The following is a 22,054-nucleotide window of genomic DNA, read 5'->3' as shown; positions in this document are numbered from 1 at the left end:
GCAAGCCGACCGTCGGGCACATTAGTTGGTTCCGGTCAGGTGACCCCGATGTCGGGGCGCACCACGGGCAGGGGGGCGTGTGGAGAACACCGAACGGGGGCAGGACCGGGTGCCGGACACCCAGCCCTACTTCTTCCTTTCCTACGCCCACACACCACCCTGGGGCACGGGCGGCGGAGACCCCGATCACTGGGTGCACGTCCTGTACCGGGACCTGTGCAACCACATCATGGCGCTCACCGATCTGCCCGCCGGTTCCCAGGCCGGTTTCATGGACCGGGAGATGCACTCCGGCGAGGGCTGGCCGGAGAAACTCAGCGAGAACCTGGCCAAGTGCCGGGTGTTCGTACCGCTGTTCTCGCCGCGCTATTTCACCAGCGAGATGTGCGGACGCGAGTGGTTCGCCTTCCACGAACGGGTTCTGCACGCCAAGGCCACCGGCACAGGCTCCACGTCCGCCATCGTCCCCGCCCTGTGGACACGCGTGGACTACGACCAACTGCCGGACTCCGTACGGCACATCCACCTCGACCACGCGACCTACGGCGACCGCTACGCCACCAACGGGATCTACGGCCTGATCAAACTCAACCGGCTGCACGACGAGTACGAGGAGACCGTGCTGGGCCTGGCACAGCGGATCGTGCGGGTCGCCCACGAGTCCCCGCTGGCGCCGAGCAGGCCCCGCAACTACGAGAACACGCCCAGCGCGTTCAAGCCGCGCGGCACGGGCCCCAGGAGCATCCACCTCACCGTGGCCGCGCCGACCCGGTACAGCGTCCCCGAGCACCGCGACAGCCGGCCGTACGGCGAGGACGCGCAGGACTGGAACCCGTACCACGGTGAGTCCACGCGTTCGCTGCCGTCGCTCGCCGAGGAGCTCATCCGCTCCCTCGACTACCGGATCACGGTCTCCTCCTTCGACGACGAGGACACCGAAGAGCCGTCGGCGCTGCCCGCCGACGGCTCCCCGGACGGCAGTGGCGACGGCGGCGACGGTGGCGACAAGGACGGCAAAGCGGTCGGCAGGCCGGGCATCCTGCTGGTCGACCGATGGGTGCTGACCGACGAGGAGCGGCGGCGGCGGCTGAAGATCTTCGACTCCCACGCCCGGCCGTGGGTGAGTGCGATCGTCCCGTGGAACCGCCTCGACCTGCAGTGTCACAGTTCGGAGGGGCGGCAGCTCACCGAGGAACTCGAGCGCACGCTCCCGCTGATCCTGGACCGGGGCCGGCGCACCGACTGCCGGATCGCCGTGACCGGGGTGCCCACGCTCAAGGCCTTCACCGACGTGCTTCCCTCCGTCGTGGCCCATACGACCCGGCAGTTCCTCAAGCACGCGGAGGCACATCCGCCACCGGGGCCGCACATCCCAAGGCCCCGTCTGACGGGCCCCGTCCAGCAGCACCCGGAATCGGGATCCAACAACGGAGGAGAAGCATGACGGCCGTGCAGAACGGACGCATCATCACCTTCTACTCGTACAAAGGCGGGACCGGGCGCACGATGGCCCTGGCCAACACGGCGTGGATCCTCGCCGCCAACGGGAAGCGCGTCCTGGCCGTCGACTGGGACCTGGAGGCGCCGGGCCTGCACCGCTTCTTCCACCCGTTCCTGGAGCCCAACGCGCTGGTGGCCACCACCGGAGTCATCAACATCATTCATGACTTCGCGTGGGCCGCGACCACAGGGCCGCAACGCTCCGGCGACTGGCAGGACGACTACGCGAACGTCGAACAGCACGCCATCTCCCTCACGCCGGAACGGTTCGGGCTGAGTTTCAAGGCCGGCGGTTCGCTCGACTTCCTGTCCGCGGGCCGCCAGGACCGCGCCTACTCGGCGACCGTGTCCTCCCTGGAATGGGACAACTTCTACGACCGGCTGGGCGGCGGCGCCTTCCTCAAGGCGCTGCGCACCAACATGAAGAGGTCGTACGACTACGTCCTCATCGACAGCCGTACCGGACTGTCCGACAACGCGGACATCTGCACCATGCAGATGCCCGACGTCCTGGTCGACTGCTTCACCCTCAGCGACCAGTCCCTGGACGGCGGCGCAGCCGTGGCGCGCAGCGTCGAGGACGGCTCCCTCCCGCATCCGATCCGGGTGTTACCCGTGCCGATGCGCATCGACGAGGGCGAGAAGGACAAGGTCGACGCCGGCCGGGCACTGGCCCGGCTGCGCTTCCAGGGGCTGCCCAAGGGTCTCAAGGGCGAGAAGCTGGGCCCGGACGAGCTGACGGCCTACTGGGGCAGCGTAGAAATCCCTTATCGACCGTATTACGCCTATGAAGAAACCCTCGCCACCTTCGGCGACGCGAAGGGTGACCCCAAGTCGCTGCTGTCCGCGTTCGAGCGGCTCACCCAGGTCATCACCGACGGCGACGTCACCTCGCTGCCGCCGATCCCCGAGCCGGTGCGGCTGCGCTGCCGCGACGCCTACCTCAGGCGGCGCCCGCTGACCAGCGCGGCCAATGTGGTCGTCGCGTACTCGGCGGAGAACCGGATGTGGGCCGACTGGGTCGAGTCACTGCTCAAGCGGGTCGGCTGCAACGTCGTGGCGCACGACATCTCCGGCGGACCCGTCGAGCGCACGGACGGGGCCACCCGCACCCTGGTCCTCCTGTCGACCGCGTTCCAGAAGTCCCGGTACGCCGACACCGTCTGGCGCACCCTCACCGAGAGCGGCGTGAACTCCCCGCCCGGTACGACGGTTCCGCTCCGGGTCGACGAGGTGCGGCTGCCCGAGGCCTACCTCGACCACAACCCCGTGGACCTGCACCGGTTCGACGAGTCGCAGTGCGCCGCCGCGCTGCTGCGCGCACTGGGACTGCCCGGGCAGGCGCCGGAGGCAGGCCCGCACGCGGCACGCTTCCCCGGCAACATTCCGGCGTATCTGAGCGCACCGCAGCGCAACAACACGTTCACCGGGCGCAATGTCATTCTGGAGCGGATCCGCGACCAGCTCGGCGGCGGTGTCCCCGCGGGCCCCTCGCAGCCCCAGGTCCTGTTCGGGCTCGGCGGTGTGGGCAAGACGCAGGTCGCACTGGAGTACGTACACCGCTTCATGGGTGACTACGACCTGGTGTGGTGGACGTCCGCCGAGCACGAGGACGACGTCGTCGCCTCGCTCGCCGAACTGGGCACCCGCATCGGCGCGCCCGGCCGCGACGACATCACCATGGCCAGCAAGGAAGCCCGCCAGATGCTGTCCCGGGGCACCCCGACCAACCGCTGGCTGCTGGTCTTCGACAACGCCGACGACCCGGCCGCGCTGACCCCGTACTTCCCGACCGGCGGCAGCGGGCACATCCTCATCACCTCCCGCAACCAGGCCTGGGCACAACAGGGTTCGGCGCAGCTCGTCGACGTCTTCCTCCGTGAGGAAAGCGTCGAACACCTCACCCGGCGGGCCAGGGGACTGACCCCCGAGGCGGCCGACCAGGTGGCGTTGGCGGTGGGCGACCTGCCGCTGGCCGTCGAGCAGGCGGCGGCGTGGCTGGCCGAGACGGCCACGCCCGTCGAGACGTATCTTCGGCAGCTGGCCGAGCAGACCACCGACGTACTGGACCTCAACCAGCCCGCCGACTACCCCAAGACGGTCGCCGCGACCTGGAACGTGTCCATCTCCCGGCTGAAGGAACGTTCTCCCGCCTCGGTACGGCTGTTGCAGCTGTGCGCGTTCATGGCGCCGGAGCCGATCTCCTCCGACCTGCTCTACAGCAAGGAGATGATCGACGCCCTCAAGCCGTACGACCCGGCGCTCCAGGAGCCGCTGCTGCTCGGCCGGGTCGTCCAGGAGATCGGGCGGTTCGCGCTCGCCAAGGTCGACCAGGTCAGCAACAGCATCCAGGTCCACCGTCTGGTCCAGGCCGTGATCCGCGCGCAGTTGACCGAGGAGGAGCAGCGACACGCCCGGCACGTCGTGCACACGGTGCTCGCGGGCGCCCGTCCCGACGGCGACGAGCCGATCGACGACCCCGAGAGCTGGCCGCGGTTCGGCGTCATCTGGCCGCACCTCACCGCCTCCGACGCCCGCAACTGCACCGAGTCCGAGACTCGCCGGCTGCTCATCGACCGGGTCCGTTACTACTGGAAACGCGGCGACTTCCCCAACGCGCAGAAACGTGCCGAGGACCTGCTGGAGCACTGGAAGCCGCTGCGCGGCGAGGACGACGTGCAGTATCTGTATCTGCGCTGCCAGCTCGCCAACGTGCTGCGCTCGCAAGGGCGTTACATCGAGGCCCGGGACATCGACACCGAACTGCTGGACCGCCAGCGTCAGGTACTCGGCCCCACCCACCCGCACACGTACGTCACCACGTCCAGCCTCGCCAGCGACCTCGCCGCCCTCGGTGACTACCGGTCGGCGGTGGACCTCGCCCGCGAGGCGCACGACGGGTTCAGTGAGATCTTCCACGAGTCGCACCCCAGGACCCTGAACGCGGCCAACAACCTCGCCCTCGCACTGCGCATGGTCGGCCGCTACGGCGAGGCCCGCGACCTGGACCAGGAGACGCTCGACCGGCGCCAGCAGGTCCTTGGGCCGGACCACCCCTACACGCTGGCCTCGGCCGAGGGACTGGGCCGCGACCTGCGCGAGGTCGGCCGGTACGCGGAGTCGGTGGCGGTGCTGTCACAGGCGTACGACACGCACAAGCGGATCCTCGGCAAGGAGTTCCCAGGCACCCTGCGGTGCGCCAAGTCCCTCGCGGTGTCGCTGCGTCGGGCCGGGCAGTTCGAGGACGCCCGCCGGCTGACGACGGCGACCCAGGAGCAGTACCGGAGCCAGTACAAGGAGCCGACGCCGGACTCGCTGGCCTGCGATCTGAACATGGCGGCCGACCTGTTCGCGGCGGACGAACGGGAGCGGGCGCGCGAGGTCGCCCGGGAGGCGCTGGCCAGGTACATGGAGGTACCGGGCGAGGCGCACCCCTACACCCAGGCCGCGTTCAACAACCTCGGTATCTACCACTGGGGTTGCGGCGACACGGAGAAGGCGGACACGGTGTTCCGGCAGGTGCTGCGGCGCATGGGCGAGGTGCTGGGGCCGCAGCACCCCCACTCCTTGTTCTGCGGTGTCAACTACGCCAACGTGCTGGCCGGCCAGGGCCGTCTCGACGAGGCCCGGGAACTGGAGGAGACCGCCATGGTCACCCTGCGCCAGGTGCTGGGGCCGCATCATCCGGAGACGCTGGCCGTGGTCGCCAACTCCGCCCTGACACTGAGCGAGTTGGGCCACGAGGCGGAGGCGGAACGGCGGCACGCCGAGGCGCTGACGGAACTGCGGATGCTGCTCGGCGACGAGAACGGGATCACCCGGTTCGCACACAGCAGGCGGCGGGTGTACCGGGACCTGGAGCCACTGGCGGTATGAGGCGGGGTGCGGCCGGGTGAGGCGCGGCGGCACGGGGCATCGCCGACGGCCGTTGCGGCGGCCGTTCCGGCAGCGGGTTCAGGACTGAGTGGTGTCCGAGAGCAGCCAGTTGAGGGCGGTGGGCAGTGCGCGCAGGGCCGCGAAGTGGGCCGCCGCCGGTTCCAGGACGGCCGTGACGCGCGGGATACGGGCCGCGAGCCAGGAGGAGTGCGAGGCGGGCGAGAAGACGTCCTTCCCGCCGTGCCACAACAGCACCGGCACATCGATCTGTGCCGGGTCGAATCCCCACGGGCGGGTCAGCGCGAAGGCGTCGTCGATCCAGCCGTACGGCGAAGTGCGCAGCGCCTCAAGGTAGTTGCGCAGCAGCATCGAGCGGATGGCGTTGTCGGAGACGATCATCCGGTCGTCGTCGGTGAGTTCCAGGCGCAGCTCTTCGAGCAGCTTCGCCGGATTGCTCCGGATGGCCGCCGAGCGTGGGATCAGCCTGGCCGCGAACCGCTCCGGATCGGTGAACGCGGTCTGGAACTCGCTGACGTTGGAAGGGGCCATGCCCGCGAACCAGTCGAGCCCCTCCGCGTCTCTCGGCGCGAGCCCCACCAGCGCGGCGACCCTGGTCACCCGGTCCGGCAGCAGGGCGGCGCAGGCGAGGGCGTGCGGGGCGCCGCCGGAACGCCCGGCCACCGCGAACCGGTCGAGCCCGAGAGCGTCGGCGACCACGGAGACGTCCTGCACCACGTCGGCGATCCGGCGACCCGCCTTGCGGTCCGAACCGCCGTATCCGGGACGGTCGTAGCTGATGAGGCAGGCGCCGTGCTGGTACAGGAACATCGCGCGGGGCCGGGGACCGACCCGACTGCCGGGTGTGCCGTGCAGGAGGAACACGGGGTGGCCGTTCGGGTCTCCCGAGATCTCGACCCGTAATCGCCGCCCGTCCGCGGTCCGCACATGGTCCGACACCACCGGCGCGTCTCCCTCCCCCTGGCCGATCGGCTCGACCGGGCCCACGCTGCCCGGTCCTTGCCCGGATGCACAGAGGGCGAAACGGGTATGTCCGGCGCGGGGCGCCTGAGCCCGGGATGCCCGGACCTTCATCGCGCCCGCTCCCGTGCCGCCTCCACCAGGGGCGGCGGAGGCGAGATCTCCCGGCTCCTCCCCTGACCGCCGCCTTACCTCCACCTGGCAGACTGTCCGGACCCGGAGAAGGAGCAACCGCATGTCGATGGTCGGCAGCCTGCGCAAAGTGGCCCGCCTGGCTCGGCGTGGGCGGCGGCGGGTGGACCTCAGCCACCCCGCCCGCTCACCGCTCGGCTCGACCGTCGTCAACTGCGTGATCTACCGCGAGGGTGTACGCCAGCCCACCGCCCCCACCGTCGAGGAGTCCGTCGCCCGCGTCCGCAAGCACAACCGCGGTTTCGTCTGGCTCGGACTGCACGAACCCTCCGAGACGGAGTTCGCCCGCGTCGCCGAACTGTTCGGGCTGCACCCGCTCGCCGTCGAGGACGCCGTCCAGGCCCATCAGCGCCCCAAGGTGGAACGGTACGGCGATGTCCTGTTCGCCGTGTTCAAGACGGTCTGCTACGTCGAGCACGAGGAGCTCACCGCGACCAGCGAGGTCGTCACCACCGGCGAGATCATGGTCTTCGCCGGCCCCGACTTCGTCGTCACCGTCCGCCACGGCCGCCACGGCTCCCTCGGCCCGCTCCGCGAGGACCTGGAGTCCGACCCGGAGCAGCTCAGCAGGGGCCCGGCCGCCGTCCTGCACGGCATCGCCGACCATGTCGTCGACGACTACCTGAACGTCGCGGACGCCGTCCAGGACGACCTCGACCAGGTCGAGTCGGACGTCTTCTCGCCGCAGAGCCCGCGCACCGCCGACGCCGGCCGTATCTACCAGCTCAAGCGCGAACTCCTCGAACTGAAGCGGGCGGTGGTCCCCCTCGGCCGCCCCCTCCAGCAGCTGGCCACCGAGCCGATGCCGTCCGTCGAGCCGTCGATACAGGCCTACTTCCGGGACGTGTCCGACCACCTCATCCGCGCCACCGAGCAGATCCACGCCTTCGACGCCCTGCTCGACTCGATCCTCCAGGCCCACCTCGCCCAGGTCACCGTCGGCCAGAACGAGGACATGCGGAAGATCACCGCGTGGGCCGCGATCGTCGCCGTACCGACGATGGTCTGCGGGATCTACGGCATGAACTTCGAGCACATGCCCGAACTGCACTGGCGCTACGGCTACCCGCTCGTCCTTACCGTCATCGCCACCGCCTGCTTCTTCCTCCACCGCGGTTTCAAACGCAACGGCTGGCTGTGAACGCGGCCGACTGTCCGCTCGTACCTTCTGTCGAGTCGTACGTCCGCCGTACCACCCGATCTGGAGCAGCGCAGTGTCCCAGCAGCAACCCCGGCGATCGTCCTCCCGCGCGGCCGTCGCACTCGCCGCGCTTCTGACGGCCGTCGCCCTCCCCATGGCCACGGCATGTACGGCGGACTCGGACACGGATCTGGGCACCGGGAAGAAGGCGTCGCCGTCCGCGTCGGAGTCCATGCCGCCCGCTCCCGTGGCCGCCGTGGTCGCGCCTGCCAAGGTCGAGGTGATCGCCAAGCTGACGGGCTGCGAGGTGACGATCCGCACAGACGCGGACGAACTGCGCGAGGGGGTCTGCCACACCGCCGACGGCGACTACCTGATCACGACGTTCCCGGCGGAGAAGTACAAGCTGACCTGGCTGGACAGCGCGGCCATCTACGGCGGCAAGTACCTGGTCGGCCCCAAGTGGGTCATCAGCGCGCCCCCGAAGCTCCAGGAATCGCTGCGTCAGAAGGTCGGCGGCACGTTCGAGGACCTGAACGACCACGACGCCCAGAACTAGGACCTGTCCTCGCTAGGACTGTTCCCCCGCGGGCGCCGGATCCGGCTCGTAGCCGCTGATGACGTACGCCTGCTCGTCGTCGATCGTGTTCTCCTCCGGGTCCAGGGTGATCCGTACGGGGTGCCCGTCGGGCGCGTACTCCGCCTCCGCCGTATACGCGCCCTCGTCGTGGGCCCGGGCCAGCTGGTCCAACAGCCCGCCGATGGTGGGCACTTCCTCGGGCGCGCGCTCCACCGCGCCCCGCCCGCTCTCGTCGAGCCCGACCACCTTGGCCACCCTCCCGTCCCGGACGGTCACCCGGAACGTGCCGATCAGGCTGCGCTCCCCCTCGCTCGACGTCAACGTGTAGACGTACGAGGCGGGCTCCTGCCAGGACTCCGCGAACGACGAGAACGAGGAGGTGGGCGTGGGTGAGGACACCGACGCGCCCTCCCCCGACACCGAGGCCCCGGAATCCCCGTCGCAGCCGACGACCGTGCACACCAGTCCCGCGACCAGTACGACGGACGACAGCAATCGGACCGAAGCCATGGTGATCCCCCTGAACAGTGAAACGAATACCGACTACCGAGTAGCGGCTACCGCTAACCGGTACGACGCGGCTCCGCCGGGAAACGTTCATCCGAGAGGCGGAGGCTCTCAGGCCGCGCGCTCCCGCCCGTCGGCGGCCGGGCCCGTCGCCACCCCGGCGATCTGCGCGAGGAACGCGTCCACGAGGTCGTACGCCCGCTGCCGTGACTCCTCGTGCCGGGCGCGGGTCTCGGCGAGCAACCGGTCCGGGTCCTCGCCGTGCGCCCTGGCCTCGCGTCGGCCGCCGGCGTCCAGCCACTGGAGCAGTGTCTCCTCGTCGAGCTCGGGATGGAACTGCACCCCGAGCGCCCGCCCGGCCCGGAAGGCCTGCGGACCGACCGCGCTGCGGGCCAGCTCCACCGCGCCCGGCGGGACCGTGAACCGGTCGAAGTGCCACTGGAACCACGGCCCCGCCGGAATCAGCCCGGGTACGTCCGACTCGACTGCCGTCCAGCCGATCTCGTGCCGGGGCGCCGCCTCGACGCTCCCCCCGAGGGCGGTGGCGAGCGCCTGCGCCCCGAAGCAGATGCCGAGCACGGGCAGCTCGGCGGCGTACGCGGTGCGCAGGAGCTCCAGCTCGCCGTCGATCCAGGGCCCGACCGAGGCCCTGTCGTAGACCGACCAGGGCGCGCCGAGCAGCACGATCAGGTCGTAACCGGCCGGGTCCGGAAAGTCGAACTCCACGCCGGGGCTGTCGTACCGCTCGGCCGGTACGACGGTCAACTCGTCGATTTCATAGCCGAGTCGGTCGATACGGTCGCCGACGGGACCGGACAGTGAGAGATGGTCGTGACGTATGACGAGGGCGCGCACGGGGTTCTCCGCTTCTCAGGTTCTCAAGCGACGTGACTGGAGTCGACGTCGGGGGATCAGCCCTTGGGGCGCCGTCCGCTGCGGCGCGGAGCGGGTTCGGCGCCGTCGAGCAGCTCCAGCCGGCGGTCCTCCCCGTGGGTCTCGACCTGGACGACGATCCTGCGGAGCGCGTCCGCGGTGGCCCGGCACTCCTCGGCGCTCAGCGGGGCGGCGACGAACGCCTCCTCGGCGTTGAAGTCCGGGAAGAGCGTCCGCATCAGCGCCTCGCCCTCGTCCGTGAGCCCGAGCAGCACCCGCCGCCCGTCGGAAGGGTGCTCGATACGCCGGACCAGCCCACGTGACTCCAGCGTCCGGGCCACCCCGGTGAGCGTCCCCTTGGAGATCCCGGCCTCCTCGGCCACGAGCCGTGTCTCGGTCTCCCCGGAGATCCAGACGACCCACAGCACGACGAACCCGGTCCATGTGAGATCCACCCCGCGCAGCACGGAGTTCTCGACATGCTGGCGCACGGCGGAGGCGGCCCGGTGGATGTTCGCGACGACGGCCATCTGGTCGTGCCGGATCGAAATGTCCCCGAGCTTGGCCTTGACCAACTGCTCGGTCTCGACGATCGGTCGCTGCGTCACCGGCATTCCCCTCCAACGACACCATGTCGTTCGGTACCAAATTGTACGGAGGGCGCGAGGAGTGCCCCTTCAGGGGCGCGAGGCCGTGGCATTCGCGGCTCCGCCGCGCGGGCGCGGCCGGCCACATCCGATCCGCGGACACCCACCCGCGTCACATGGCAGCCGCTCCACCCGAAACCCGCCGCATCACATCCCGGCAGAACCCTCCGACCCCGTCCGGATCATCGATGAACTGCGACGGCTTCACGCAGAAGGTCGTGAACCCCAACTCCATCTGCTCCGGCACAGAGGCCAACGCCGCCCCAAGGTCCGCACAGGACCGATCGTCGGGAAACTCCACCCGCACCCCGCCGATCATCTCCAGCTCGGACACATCCCGCCCCGCCTCCTTCATCGCCGCCCCGAGCACCCCCAACTCCTCGACCGTGGGCCGCCCCAGCGGATTGAAGGCATGCCCGTACCGCACCAGCCGCCGCACCATCGCCGCATGCATCCCGGCCCCGCCGAAACACAGCCGGGGGCCGTCGGCCCGGTACGCCTTGGGCTCGAAGTACACGTTCTCGAACCGGTAGTTCCCGCCCTCGTGGGACACCGGCGACGGCCCCCACAACTTCGCCCAGATCTCCAGGTGTTCGTCCAGCAGCCGCCCCCGCCGGGCGAAGGGCACCCCGAGCGCGTCGTACTCGTCCCGGCTCCAGCTGACGTTGGGCAGCACCATCAGCCGCCCCTCGGAGAGCAGGTCCAGCGTGCCCAACTCCCTTGCCAGCAGCAGGGGATGACGCAGCGGAGCGATCACCGCCGAGGCGGCCAGCCGGACCCGTTCGGTCACCGAGGCGATCGCGCCGAGCAGGATCAGGGAGTTGGGCCAGGGCATGTACGGGTCCTGGTTGCCCGGCAGCGCCCAGTCGCGCGGGTTGCCCATGACGCCGTTCACGCCCGCGTCGGGGCCGAGCACGATGTGCTCGCTGAGCATCACCGAGTCGAATCCGGCGTCCTCGGCCTCCTGGGCCCAGCGCACGAGCAGCGGCAGGTCGACGCGCCCGCCGGTCATGGTCCAGTTCTCACTGAGGACCAGTTGCATACGAGGAGCTGCGGTCATGGTCGTACGCACTCCGTTCTCCACGCCGATGCCAAGGTCAGCGCCGACTCCGGTGTCGGCGCCTCAGCGAGGGCGGTTTTTCATTTGATACCAAACAATAAACGGGCCACACTCCTGCGGCAAGGGGGTGCCGACACCCGCGCCGGGTCAGGCAGTGGTCGTCGAGGCCTGGGCGGTCAGGGGCGGGGAGGTGGCATGCGGGCGTCCTGGCAGCCGCAGGACGCCCGGACGACCAGGCGGGACGGGAAGCGGCGGGTGCGGTCGGTCTCGCCGGGGGTCGCCGTGTCCAGTTCCGGGTCGAGCGCCATGTCGACCGCCGTACGGGCCATCGCCTCGCGGTCGTTGGCGACCGTCGTCAGCGGCGGGTCCGTCATCGCCGCCTCCTTGACGTCGTCGAAGCCCACCACCGCCAGCTCGCCCGGCACGTCGACGCCCAGTTGCCGGGCCGCCCGCAGCAGGCCGATGGCCTGGTCGTCCGTCGAACAGAACACGGCGGTCGGCCGGTCGGGGGCGGCGAGCAGGCGCAGAGCGGCCTCGTAGGTGTCGTACCGGTTGTAGGGGGCGTGGAAGAGGAGCCCCTCGGTGGGGCGGCCGGCGTCCGCCATGGCCTTGCGCCATCCCTCGACGTGGTCGGCGACGGGATCGCCGGCCACGGGAGCGGACTCGGGGCCGCCCAGGCAGGCCACGGCGGTGTGACCGTGCTGGAGGAGATGCCGGGTGGCGAGCCGGGCACCCTCGATGTCGTCCGTGACCACCGCGAACTTTCGTACGGACGCGGACCGTTCGTGCATCAGCACGACCCGGGTGTCCATGGTGTCGAGCTCGGCGGCGATCCGGTCACCGAGCCCCAGACTGACCAGGATCAGCGCCGACACCCGCATCCCCAAAAAGGCGTGCAGGTAATGGATTTCGCGCTCCTCCTGGTAATCGGAGTTGCCGACGAGCACCATTTTTCCCCGGTCGGCGGCGGCGCGTTCCAACGCGTGGGTGATCTCCCCGAAAAATGGCTGACGGGCGTCCGGAACGATCAGCCCCAGCAGGTCCGTACGGCGACTGGCCATGGCCTGGGCAACCCGGTCGGGCCGGTAGCCGAGTTCCCTGACGGCTTCGAGAACGCGTCGGCGTTTCTCCGCGGAGACGGGCCGGGGGCCGTTGTTGACGACGTAACTGACGACCGCGCTGGAAGTTCCCGCGAGCCTGGCGACGTCGTCCCGTGTCACCTTTGTCACCGGGTGAGTCTACGGGCGTCAAATAGCCTGCTGTAAAGGACCGTTGGCTTTCGGCCAGGGCGCCGAAACGGGTTCAGGACAGGACGGGACTCCGGCGGCGCCGGACCGTCGGGTCGCGTACCGGCCAGGGGGCGTCGCCGGGCCGGGGAGGGCAGGCCCGTGTGCGGCTTCTCTCCCGGCATCAGAGCCCCTGACATTCACCGTACGCACGTCTCGGCGTCGCCCGCTTCTGGGAGCGCCGCCGGGAGACGGAACCCGACCCGGCGCTGCACCACGCCGAGTCGGCGGCCCGCGCCCACCGCACCGACTGGCAGAACCGGAACGGGGACACGGCCCGCAGGCTGTCGGCGTGAGGAGCGCGGCGTTCGACCTGTCGACATTCGTTCCACCTGTCGGCCGCGTTACACGTCGGAAACCTTGACGATCTCTGTGCCCGGTGCCACGATTCCGGCGCCACGATGTTTACGTAAACATCGCCCCCCTCGGTCCCTGACCGGCATGCGAAAGGGCAAGTTGATGCGCAACATCCTCGGCGGCACCCGCCCCTCCCCCCGCCTGCGTGCCGCCCTCGTGGCGCTCGCGATCGCCGCGACCAGCGGCACGGCCGTCGCCGCGAGCCCCGCCTCCGCCTCCACCCCTGCCTCCGCCCCCGTCGCCGCCCTCGCGGGCGGCGCGCCGAGCAAGGACACGACCCAGTTCAAGGGCGTCAACTGGGCCGACCCGCGCGACAACTTCGCCGACGACCTGCTCCAGCTGTCCGGCCTGTCGACCTCCGAGAACTACGCCCGGACCTACTCCAAGGCGAGCCGGATCATCTCGGCGTTCCGCGCGAACCTCGGCGCCAACACCGTGCGGCTGCCGATCAACCCGTACACGGTCAACGGCTCCTACTGGAAGTCGTACCGCGCGGTCGTCGACGCGGCGTCCGACCAGGGCTTCAAGGTGATCGTCTCCTACTGGGAGGGCACCGGCACCCAGAAGGACGGCTTCATCGACGACACGGCCACCTTCTGGCCCATGTGGGACAGGGTCGTCAAGACCTACAAGAAGGACAAGCACGTCTACTTCGAGCCGATGAACGAGCCGCACGGCTACACCGACACCGAGTGGGCCGACATCGCGGCGAAGTGGCTCGCGAGGTACAGGTCCGTTCCGCGCAACCAGGTGTTCGTCAGCGGCGCCGGCTACAACGACCACGTGACGTCCGTCTGCGCCGACCCGCGCCTGAAGGGCACGTACCTGTCGCTGCACCACTACGGCTTCTGGAAGGAGTACGCGACCTACGACCAGTGGGTGGCCGACCTGAAGGTACGTATCGGCGACTGCGCCGGCCGGACCGTCGCGGACGAGTTCGGGGCCTTCATGACGACTGGCCTCGACTACAACAAGAAGACCCCCGACAACAACTTCATCAACTTCATGCAGGCCGTCACCGACACCTTCCGCGAGCTGAAGATGGGCTCCGTCTACTGGCCCGGCCTGCGCACCGACGACATGTACTCGATCCAGAAGCTGGTCGGCGACCCCAACCGCCCCTGGCTGGCCACCACCAACCAGTCCGGCGCGGACCGCCTCGCCTGGGGCTGGGGCCGCGGCAGGCCCGTCAAGGGCTGACCCACTGCCGACCGCGTAGGTTCGGGAGCATGACGAACCTACGGATCGGTGTGATGTACGACCGCGACTGGGCCCCGGAAGAGCTGCCCGGGTTCGCGCGGCAGGCCGAGGCCCTCGGCGTGGACGACCTGTGGGTGGTCGAGGACCTCGGCTGGAACGGCGGCGTGTCCGCAGCCGCCGTGGCGCTGGGCGCGACGGAACGGCTGCGGGTGGGCATCGGGATCGCACCGGCTCCGTTGCGCAGCCCGGCGCTGCTCGCGATGGAACTGGCCACGCTGGCCCGGGTGTTCCCGGGCCGGCTCGTCGCCGGGATCGGGCACGGGGTGCGGGAGTGGATGACGTCGGTCGGCGTCGCACCCCGTTCACCGCTGGCCCTGCTGGAGGAGACGATCACCTCCGTACGCGCCCTGCTGCGCGGCGAGCGGGTCGAGCTGGAGGGGCGCGAAGTGCGCCTGGACGGCGTCCAGTTGGTACACCCGCCCACCCAACCGCCGCCCGTGGTCGCGGGAGTGGTGCGAGCCCGCTCGCTGGAACTGTCCGGCCGGGTCGCGGACGGCACCCTGATCGCCGAGGGCCACGGCCCGCGCGACCTGGAGAACACCCGGGTGCTGACCGCGAAGGGCGGCGCAGGTCCCGAACACACCCTGACCGTGCTGGCCTTCGCTTGCGTGGGCGACGACCCCGGCGAGGTGGCGCGGACCCTGCACCCGCACACCCAGGGCCAGGGCGGCTGGCTGGGCCGCCCGCAGGAGGACGTGTTCACCGTGTCCGGCAGCGCCCAGGAGGCCGCCGAGAGCATCGGCGCGCTGTCGGCGGCCGGCGCGGACACCGTCGTCCTGCGTTTCTCCGGCGCCGAACCGCTGCGCCAACTCGAAGCCGTGCTGGGCGCCTTGGGGCGCTGAACGGCCGGTCGGGTCAGTGGGCGGCGAACTGGACCCGGGTCGGCTGAACGACGTCCGGCCGTACCGCGATCCCGTCGAGGGTCAGCTGCTCCCCGTAGATGTCGCTGATCCTGATCGAGCCGCCGCATCCGGTGCCCTGCTCGGAGAGGAAGTAGTTGTACTCGGTGCGCGCCAGCCGGACCCAGCCGCTGCCGGTACGGACTTCGAGGCGTGCCAGCGGATTGCGGTGGCCGATGACCTGGATGCCGCACCAGTACTGGCTGGACCCTGTCTTGTAGCGGATCGAGAGCGGCTCGGCCGTGGCCGGGCTCAGCAGGCTCCACGTGATCGGGATCCGGCCGGCCACGGGGTCGGCGATCTTGGCGAAGGCCGGGGCGCTGAGGTCGAGTTGGCCGGGCGCGCAGTCCCCCGGGCACTCGTTGGTGATCCGGACCGTGACGGAGGCGCCGCTCGCCGCGCGGACGAGGACGTACGCCCCGCAGGCCTTGGACGTCTCGTAGTCGGCGGTGTTCATCGCGGCGGTCATGACGTCGGCGCTCGGGCCGTACGAGCAGGCGTGGCCGTCGCCGTTCCCGGCGCCGTAGAAGGTGGCGACCCCCTGGTAGGTGGTGCCGGGCCGGATCCGGCCGGCCAGCGGCGCGTCACCCGAGGCCGGGCGGGCGGCGGCAGCGCCGCCGCTTCCTCCGCTCGTGGGGGTGGGCGTGGGTGTCGCCCTGGGCTTGGGCTTCGCGGCCGACGCGACGCTCGGGGTGGCCGTCGGGGACGGAGACCGGGTGGCCGAGGGCTTCTTCGGGGAGGACGTCGTCGGCTCCGGCGTCGTGGGCGGGACGATCACCCGGGCACCGGCCGCGGACGTGGCCGCCCCGTACCCGTCGTCGGCCTGGTGGTCGGGCCGTAGAGCCATGACCAGGGATATGACGAGCGCGACGGCCGCCGCGGTGGCACCGACGAGAACGCCGCGCCGCCGGAGCGGAGAGCGGCGCGGGGGACGGCGCTGGGAATGGGACGCCACGGCAGAGGTCCTTACCTGGTCCGGGAGTGCGTGTGCGCGATGCGAGGCTCCAGTTGAGGCAGCTTCCGGCCCATAGTCTCCACGGCGGCCGAAAAGGTTGCCGTGGTTTCGCGGATCCCGTGACCACCCTCACCTCGGCGGGTCCTCGGCGGATCCTTGGCGGGACCTCGGCCGTGTCGGGCTCCGGCTCCGGCGCCCGCATTCCATCGCCGTCCCAGCGGCTCTCCTTTCCCACAGGTCACAGGCGTACCGCCGTCCCGTCGTCCCGATCCGCCGCGTGAAGATCCGCTGCGGGACGGCCGCTGCCAGCATGACCGGCAACCGGGGGCTCCCGGCCACTCACATGAGGGGGAAACCAGATGGGACACAGGACGCTTCTGCGAGGTCTGACCCTCGCCGTGGCAGCGGTCCTGCCCCTGTACGGGCCCACGGCGGTACAGGCGGCGCAGTCGGTACAGGTGGACGCACAGACCGCGGTCGCCGCGGTCACCGCGGTCGCGGTCTGCGGGCACACCAGCGCACAGCCCACCCTGCAGCGGGGATCGACGGGGGACCCGGCGGTCGTCGAGGCACAGTGCGAGCTGAACCTGGCGACGAAGCCGAGCAGGTACACGCCGATCGGGGCGGACGGCTCGTTCGGGCCGGCGACGGAGACACGGGTCAAGGAGTTCCAGCGCTGTGCCGGACTGGACGTGGACGGTGTGCTCGGCCCCCGGACCTGGACGTCGCTGAACACCTGGGCCGCCGAGCCGCACACCTGCACGACCCAGGGCACGTCGAGCACGGCGCAGACGCCCCTGTGCGGCCACACCGACACACGCCCGACGCTGAAAAGGGGTGCGAAGGGCGTCGAGGTCAAGGAGGTGCAGTGCCGGCTGAACCTGGCCATGGAGGCGTTCCACTATCCGCCGCTGACGATCGACGGCGACTTCGGGGGCGGTACGGAGTCCCGGGTCGTCGAGTTCCAGCACTGCGCCAACCTCGGCGCCGACGGCACCGTGGGGCCGAACACCTGGGCGAAGCTGGTGGACTGGGCCGGCCGTAACACCTACTGCACGCCACCGCGCCCCGCCGGTTACCCGATCGACGGCCTGGACACGGCCAAGTACCAGCACCCCGGCGGCGCGCCGATCGACTGGAAGGCCGTGCGGGCCTCGGGTGTCGAGTTCGCGACGGTCAAGGCCACCCGGGGCACGAACGTCACCGACGAGTACCTCGCCACCGACCTCCAGGGCGCCCGGGCGGCGGGGCTGGCCGTCGCGCCGTACCACTTCTACACGGGCACCGCGGCTGACACGGGTACCGCGCAGGCCGACCGGTTCATCGCCGCCGTGCGGGCGACCGGCTACACCGGGCAGCGGGCGGGCGACCTCCCGCCGGTGTTCGACCTGGAGCGCATGGACGACGGCAGTGGACGCTGCCCCACCTACGGCACGGTGGCCGACGCCAGGGCCTGGCTCGACCGGGTGGAGGCGGCCTTCGGCCGCACGCCGGTCATCTACACCCAGAAGTCCGTCCTGGACGACTGCCTGGGTTCGACCACCGCCTTCGCCCGGTATCCGCTGCAACTCGCGGACTACCGCCGGTCGATCACCCAGCCGCCGCTGCCGAACGGCTCGACGACCTGGGCGATGTGGCAGTACACCGACGCCGCGCTCTTCCCGGGCATCCAGGCACCGGCGACCGCGGACGTCTTCAACGGCACCCAGGCCGACCTGGACCGGCTGGCCAACCGCTGATCCCCTCACCCCAGCTGATCCCCTCACCTCAATGGAGACCACCATGATCCGCAGCAAGGCGTTCGCCTCGGCCCTGTTCGCAACGGCCGCACTGCTGGGAGCGGGCGTCGCGCCCGCCGCCGCACAGTCCTCGGCCGCCGCCGTCAGCTGCAACGGCGGCGCGAAGACCCTGACGTACCGCTACTCGGCGGCTGCCAGGGAGTACGGCACCTACACCACGTCCTCGCGGTGCAACGACATCAACATGCGGCTCAGGACGGACGTACCGGGGGTGTACCTGGACGCCTGTGTGGTGTTCGTCGACCACACCACCAAGTGCAACCACGACGACACGTACTCCACCCACGGCACCGAGTGGGCGACCGTCGCCACCGACGTCAAGGACGGCACCGACTTCGTCCTGCGCGTGCACGCCTACGACACCGACGCGCAGAACGTGACGTTCCAGATCTCCTTCTGACCGCCCTGCCGACCACCTGAAACGTTCCGAAAGGACGACGATGACCTCCTCCTTCCGTCCCATCGACCGCCGCACCATGCTGCGTGGCACGCTGGCCGCCGGCGCCGGCGTCACGTTCGGTCAGCTGCTGTTCGCGGGTGCCGCACAGGCCTATTCGTGGTCGCGCACCCTGAACCAGGGCGACACCGGCGCCGACGTGACCGAGCTGCAGATCCGGGTCGCGGGCTGGGCCGCGGACAGCGCCGGTCACAGCCGGGTCGGCATCGACGGGGACTTCGGCCCCGGCACGGCCGCGGCCGTCAAGCGGTTCCAGGCGGCGTACGGTCTCACCGCCGACGCCAGTGCCGGGCCCAACACCCAGGCGAAGCTCAACGCGCTGGAGCAGTCGGACGGCTCCACGCTCCACTTCAACTGGAGCGAGTTCGTGGACCAGTCGAACGGCGACTTCAACGGCGGCAAGCTGAGCGCGGCGCAGGTGAAGGAGAACGCCCGGCGCTGCATGTACAAGCTGGAAGCGCTGCGCAAGAAGCTGGGCGACAAGCCGATCACGGTCAACTCCGGTTTCCGGAGCATCGCGCACAACGCCGACATCGGCGGGGCGAGCGACAGCATGCATCTGTACGGCACCGCGGCCGACCTCGACGTGCCCGGCGTGGCCACCAAGACCGTCTACCAGAAGGCGGAGACCTGCGGGTTCTCCGGGCTGGAGCGGTACACCGTCGACCACCAGCACGTCGACAGCAGGGCCGATCTGGGCCGCGACTGGTGGTGGGAGAGCGGCACGGTCTGACATCGCCCGTGCCGATCCGGAGCCGGCGGCCCCGGGTACCGCCGCGGCGGCGCCCGGGGCTGCCGGGCTTCAGCTCTCGGATGTCCCGACCGGCCGGATCGCGATCACCTCGAGCCCAGGCAGCCCCAGCGCGGCGCCCGGATGCCGTGCGGCCGACACGGGTCCGGCCACTTCGCAGCACTTCGCCCCGCCGGTCGGATCCGGCGGGGCGAAGCAACCGGGCCCGGGTTGACCAACGGCGTCGCGCCATCGGTCCCGGGTCCCTTTTCTCCCTAGGAGAGGACCCCGGCTCCCGTGGTCCCCGCCAGCTCCGTCGCCAGGTTCTTCGCCGTCGTCTGGAGGCCTGCCGTCAGGGCCGGCTTCCAGTTGACCGTCGTCTTCAGCTTCTTGGAGCTCGCGGCGTTGTACGCGGCCACGAGATCCGTCGCCGTGCCGTTGACGAGGTTGCCGGTACCCGCGACCGAGCCGGTGCCGTCGCCGCTCAGCAGCTTCGCGGTCTTGCCGCCGGCGGGGACCTTCCAGGCGTTGTACTCAGCGACGACCTGCGCCTTGGCCCGGGAGTTGACCGTGTAGAGGGGCGCGTAGCCGCCCAGGGTCGTCGTGTCGAAGTAGTTGTTGTAGACGTGGATCTGGCCGATCCGGGCCAGCGGGGCACGCTGGACGATGCCCTTCCACACGTTGTGGTGGATGGAGACCCGCAGCTTGCCGACACTGTCCTTGTCGCTGCTGCCGATCAGCATGGTCTTGTCGTGGTTGGTGAACTGGTTGCGCTCGACGGTCACCAGGTCGGAGCCGTTGGTGATGTCGAGGGCACCGTCGTGGATCTGGTACTCGCGGCCGTAGTACTTCGGGTTGGCGCCGTCGAGGTGGGGCGCGTCGGTGAACGAGTTGTGGTCGGCCCACACATGGGTCGCCCCGCGCAGGGTGACGGCGTCGTACGCGGAGTTCCAGTTGCCGGTCGAACCGTCCGTCGGGTCCCACTGAGGGAAGCAGTCCTCGGTGGCGCTGAAGGCCAGGTTCCGGATGATGACGTTGTCGACGCCCTTCACCTGGAGACTGCCGCCGGTGATCCCGGCCTTGGTGCCCGGCACGCCCACGACGGTGGTGTTGGCCGGCACCTTGAAAACGATGTTCTTCGCCTGCGCGGCCTGGGCGGCGGCCCGCGCCTTCTCCTGCGTACCCGAGGGCAGCTTCGAACGGCCGTACGTGGCCGGGTCGTACGCCTTCAGATAGGCGGCGAGGGAGTATCCCGTACCGGCCGCGTAGTCGGCGCAGGTCAGCTTCTTGCCCGCGTCGTTGGTGTTGGCGTCGATGGTGCCCTTGATCTTGATGATCTTCGCCGTCGAGTTGGTCGCGGCACCCAGCGCCTTCACCAGCTGCGCGCGGGTGCTGACGGTGAAGACGTGCGCGGAGTCGGCACGCGCGCCACCGGTCGTGCCGGTGCCGGAGGCCGCCCAGCCGTCCTTGGCGGGCAGGACCTGGTGAGCCAGGTCGACGGCACCCGCGTTCGCGTTCATGGCGAACACGGCGGCGCCGAGGCCCGCTGCGGCCACGGCCGCGGTGGAGACCAGAACGGTGCGGCGCGTGCGGAGGGAGCGGCGATGCGAAGGGGAAGCCACGGATGAGTCCTTACGTGGTGGTGGAACGCGTGCGGTGTGTGAAGCTCCCGTGTGCGGGGCCTTCGACTTGTCAGTGGTCGCGGACCACCGGAAAGGTTGCCCCCGGATGCGAATGATTTTTGAGGCCGTCCGCGGGCCGGGCCCCGGACAGCACCCACCCGGTCCCGTCGTCCCGTCCGCTACGACGCGCCCGGGAAGTGGGCCTAGGCTGTTGTCAGGGCCCGAGAAACAGGGGAAACAAGGGATCATGGCGATTGGGGACAAGCCCGTGTCCGGACGGCCCCGGCCATCGATGGCGGACGTCGCCCGGCACGCCGGTGTCGCGCCGCAGACGGTTTCGCGCGTGTCAAACGGCCACACCAACGTCGACCCGGCGACCAGGCAGCGGGTCGTGGAGTCGATGCGGGCGCTGGGCTACCGGCCGAACGGAGCGGCACGCGCGCTCAAGAGCGGGCGGTTCAACACGATCGGTGTCATCACCTTCACGCTCCGGACGTTCGGGAACACGCGCACCCTCGACGCCATCGCCGAGGAAGCCGCACGCGCCAAGTACGCCGTCACCCTCATCCCCGTGCCGGACCCGACCATGGGCAGGGTCTCCGGTGCCTACGACCGGCTCAGCGAGGCGGCCGTCGACGGCGTGATCCTCATCTTCGAGGCGCATCTCCTGGACGATGCGGAGTTCAGCCTCCCGCCGGGGGTTCCGATGGTGGTCGTCGACTCCGACACCGGCCCCGGCTACACCGTGGTGGACACCGATCAGGCACAGGGCGCCCGGCAGGCGACGGAACACCTGCTGGAACTCGGCCACCGGCAGGTGTGGCACATCGCCGGACCCCCGACCTCGTACTCCGCGGCCCATCGGGTCGAGTCCTGGCGGAGCACCCTGCGGCAGGCCGGCATCGCCGCGCCCCCGGTGCTGTACGGCGACTGGACCACCCGGTCCGGATATCGGCACGGGCTGACTCTGGGGCGAAGACCTGAGGTCACGGCGATCTTCGCGGCGAACGACCACATGGCGCTCGGTGTCATGCGTGCCCTGCACGAGCTCGGCCGCAGGATTCCCGACGACGTCAGCGTGGTGGGGTTCGACGACATGGAGGAGACCCATGCCTTCTGGCCGCCGCTGACTACCGTGCGGCAGGACTTCGCCGCCGTCGGCCGGCTCAGCCTTCACAAACTGCTGAGCAAGATCGGCCGCACCGGGCCCGACACGGTCGACAGGACCCTGGTCCCGACCCGGCTGGTGGTCCGCGCGAGCACGTCAGCGCCGCCGCCCTCGCCCGGAGGCGAAGCGCGGCGGCGCTGACCGGCGTCAGTGGCCGATTCGGTGAC

18 protein-coding genes are annotated in these 22,054 nt (G+C 70.4%); 10 read left to right on the top strand and 8 right to left on the bottom strand.

Features of this window, described 5'->3' with window-relative positions; all coding sequences use genetic code 11:
- Positions 1-79 precede the first annotated feature (79 nt).
- Together G3I71_RS26720 and fxsT are read left to right on the top strand one after the other, a co-directional pair.
- The gene (locus G3I71_RS26720; RefSeq protein WP_164318099.1) at positions 80-1,444 is read left to right on the top strand and encodes a TIR-like protein FxsC; all 1,365 of its coding nucleotides are present in this window, start codon (positions 80-82) and stop codon (positions 1,442-1,444) included.
- A complete protein-coding gene (gene fxsT, locus G3I71_RS26715) occupies positions 1,441-5,376 on the top strand; it encodes an FxSxx-COOH system tetratricopeptide repeat protein (RefSeq protein WP_164318097.1) in 3,936 nt (1,311 codons plus the stop codon). The genes G3I71_RS26720 and fxsT overlap by 4 nt, the downstream gene beginning before the upstream one ends.
- A gap of 78 nt (positions 5,377-5,454) precedes the next feature.
- On the opposite strand, the gene G3I71_RS26710 is transcribed toward fxsT, so the two are convergent.
- Entirely contained in the window at positions 5,455-6,333 is an 879-nt protein-coding gene (locus G3I71_RS26710) for an alpha/beta fold hydrolase (protein WP_164318230.1), read from the bottom strand.
- 256 nt (positions 6,334-6,589) lie between these two features.
- Here G3I71_RS26710 and G3I71_RS26705 point away from each other — a divergent pair, with 256 nt between their 5' ends.
- Complete coding sequence (locus tag G3I71_RS26705; RefSeq protein ID WP_164318095.1) at positions 6,590-7,687, top strand: magnesium and cobalt transport protein CorA; 1,098 nt, start codon at positions 6,590-6,592, stop codon at positions 7,685-7,687.
- Positions 7,688-7,760: 73 nt separating this feature from the next.
- Positions 7,761-8,246, top strand: a complete 486-nt coding sequence (locus tag G3I71_RS26700; RefSeq protein WP_164318093.1) for a hypothetical protein — start codon at positions 7,761-7,763, stop codon at positions 8,244-8,246.
- 12 nt (positions 8,247-8,258) lie between these two features.
- Here the strand turns inward: G3I71_RS26700 and G3I71_RS26695 are convergent, their stop codons facing one another.
- The 5 genes from G3I71_RS26695 to G3I71_RS26675 form a co-directional block, all read right to left on the bottom strand.
- Positions 8,259-8,777: a DUF6174 domain-containing protein gene (locus G3I71_RS26695; RefSeq protein WP_239149367.1), complete on the bottom strand. Its 519-nt coding sequence runs from the start codon at positions 8,775-8,777 to the stop codon at positions 8,259-8,261.
- A 108-nt stretch (positions 8,778-8,885) separates the two neighbouring features.
- The gene (locus G3I71_RS26690; RefSeq protein WP_164318091.1) at positions 8,886-9,629 is read right to left on the bottom strand and encodes a type 1 glutamine amidotransferase; all 744 of its coding nucleotides are present in this window, start codon (positions 9,627-9,629) and stop codon (positions 8,886-8,888) included.
- A 56-nt stretch (positions 9,630-9,685) separates the two neighbouring features.
- On the bottom strand, positions 9,686-10,261 hold the full coding sequence (locus G3I71_RS26685; RefSeq protein ID WP_164318089.1) for a MarR family winged helix-turn-helix transcriptional regulator: 576 nt from the start codon (positions 10,259-10,261) through the stop codon (positions 9,686-9,688).
- Positions 10,262-10,406: 145 nt separating this feature from the next.
- Complete coding sequence (locus G3I71_RS26680) at positions 10,407-11,354, bottom strand: LLM class flavin-dependent oxidoreductase (RefSeq protein ID WP_164318087.1); 948 nt, start codon at positions 11,352-11,354, stop codon at positions 10,407-10,409.
- 176 nt (positions 11,355-11,530) lie between these two features.
- A complete protein-coding gene (locus G3I71_RS26675; protein WP_164318085.1) occupies positions 11,531-12,583 on the bottom strand; it encodes a LacI family DNA-binding transcriptional regulator in 1,053 nt (350 codons plus the stop codon).
- Between the two features lie 498 nt (positions 12,584-13,081).
- Between G3I71_RS26675 and G3I71_RS26670 the strand changes: the two genes are divergently transcribed.
- Complete coding sequence (locus G3I71_RS26670) at positions 13,082-14,197, top strand: glycoside hydrolase family 5 protein (RefSeq protein WP_203731466.1); 1,116 nt, start codon at positions 13,082-13,084, stop codon at positions 14,195-14,197.
- 29 nt (positions 14,198-14,226) lie between these two features.
- Positions 14,227-15,099, top strand: a complete 873-nt coding sequence (locus G3I71_RS26665) for an LLM class flavin-dependent oxidoreductase (protein WP_164318083.1) — start codon at positions 14,227-14,229, stop codon at positions 15,097-15,099.
- A gap of 13 nt (positions 15,100-15,112) precedes the next feature.
- Here G3I71_RS26665 and G3I71_RS26660 read toward each other — a convergent pair whose 3' ends face one another.
- Positions 15,113-16,111 carry an RlpA-like double-psi beta-barrel domain-containing protein gene (locus tag G3I71_RS26660; protein WP_164318081.1) on the bottom strand — a complete coding sequence of 333 codons (999 nt, stop codon included), beginning with the start codon at positions 16,109-16,111 and terminating at the stop codon, positions 15,113-15,115.
- Between the two features lie 359 nt (positions 16,112-16,470).
- Here G3I71_RS26660 and G3I71_RS26655 point away from each other — a divergent pair, with 359 nt between their 5' ends.
- From G3I71_RS26655 to G3I71_RS26645, 3 genes are read left to right on the top strand one after another with little or no spacing between them, the layout of a single operon-like run.
- Complete coding sequence (locus tag G3I71_RS26655) at positions 16,471-17,850, top strand: GH25 family lysozyme (protein ID WP_203731463.1); 1,380 nt, start codon at positions 16,471-16,473, stop codon at positions 17,848-17,850.
- A 43-nt stretch (positions 17,851-17,893) separates the two neighbouring features.
- A complete protein-coding gene (locus tag G3I71_RS26650; protein ID WP_164318079.1) occupies positions 17,894-18,310 on the top strand; it encodes a hypothetical protein in 417 nt (138 codons plus the stop codon).
- Between the two features lie 40 nt (positions 18,311-18,350).
- Positions 18,351-19,100, top strand: a complete 750-nt coding sequence (locus G3I71_RS26645) for a D-Ala-D-Ala carboxypeptidase family metallohydrolase (protein ID WP_164318077.1) — start codon at positions 18,351-18,353, stop codon at positions 19,098-19,100.
- A 272-nt stretch (positions 19,101-19,372) separates the two neighbouring features.
- On the opposite strand, the gene G3I71_RS26640 is transcribed toward G3I71_RS26645, so the two are convergent.
- Positions 19,373-20,719, bottom strand: coding sequence for a polysaccharide lyase family 1 protein (locus G3I71_RS26640; protein WP_164318075.1), 1,347 nt, complete (start codon positions 20,717-20,719; stop codon positions 19,373-19,375).
- A 247-nt stretch (positions 20,720-20,966) separates the two neighbouring features.
- Between G3I71_RS26640 and G3I71_RS26635 the strand changes: the two genes are divergently transcribed.
- On the top strand, positions 20,967-22,028 hold the full coding sequence (locus G3I71_RS26635; protein WP_164318073.1) for a LacI family DNA-binding transcriptional regulator: 1,062 nt from the start codon (positions 20,967-20,969) through the stop codon (positions 22,026-22,028).
- Positions 22,029-22,054: the final 26 nt, after the last annotated feature.

Origin of the sequence: Streptomyces sp. SID12501 (genome assembly GCF_010550245.1) — a bacterium.
GTDB lineage: Bacteria > Actinomycetota > Actinomycetes > Streptomycetales > Streptomycetaceae > Streptomyces.
Note: the sequence above shows the minus strand (reverse complement) of the source record. Positions and strands in the feature narration are given on the sequence as shown.